1 pseudogene is annotated in these 207 nt (G+C 72.9%); it reads left to right on the forward strand.

Features of this window, described 5'->3' with window-relative positions:
* Window positions 1–207: pseudogene (locus GT354_RS52100) on the forward strand (hypothetical protein); the annotation flags it as partial.

A 207-nucleotide genomic window follows, 5' to 3' on the forward strand; every position in this document is an offset into this window, starting at 1 on the left:
GGCGCCGAGCTCGCCGCGGTCATCGGATACGGCCTCACCGAGGATCGGCACCAACAACCCCACCTGGCCGATCCGCACGGTTTCTCGGTCGCATGGCTGCGGGCACGGACCGGAGAGGGCGTGCTCACCCACCGACACGATCGCACCCAGGTGCTGACCGTGCGCTCGGGCCGCTGGCGGGTCACCGTGGGCACGGGCGTCGGCGCG

The sequence above is a fragment of the Streptomyces sp. SID3343 genome, assembly GCF_009865215.1.
Lineage (GTDB): Bacteria > Actinomycetota > Actinomycetes > Streptomycetales > Streptomycetaceae > Embleya.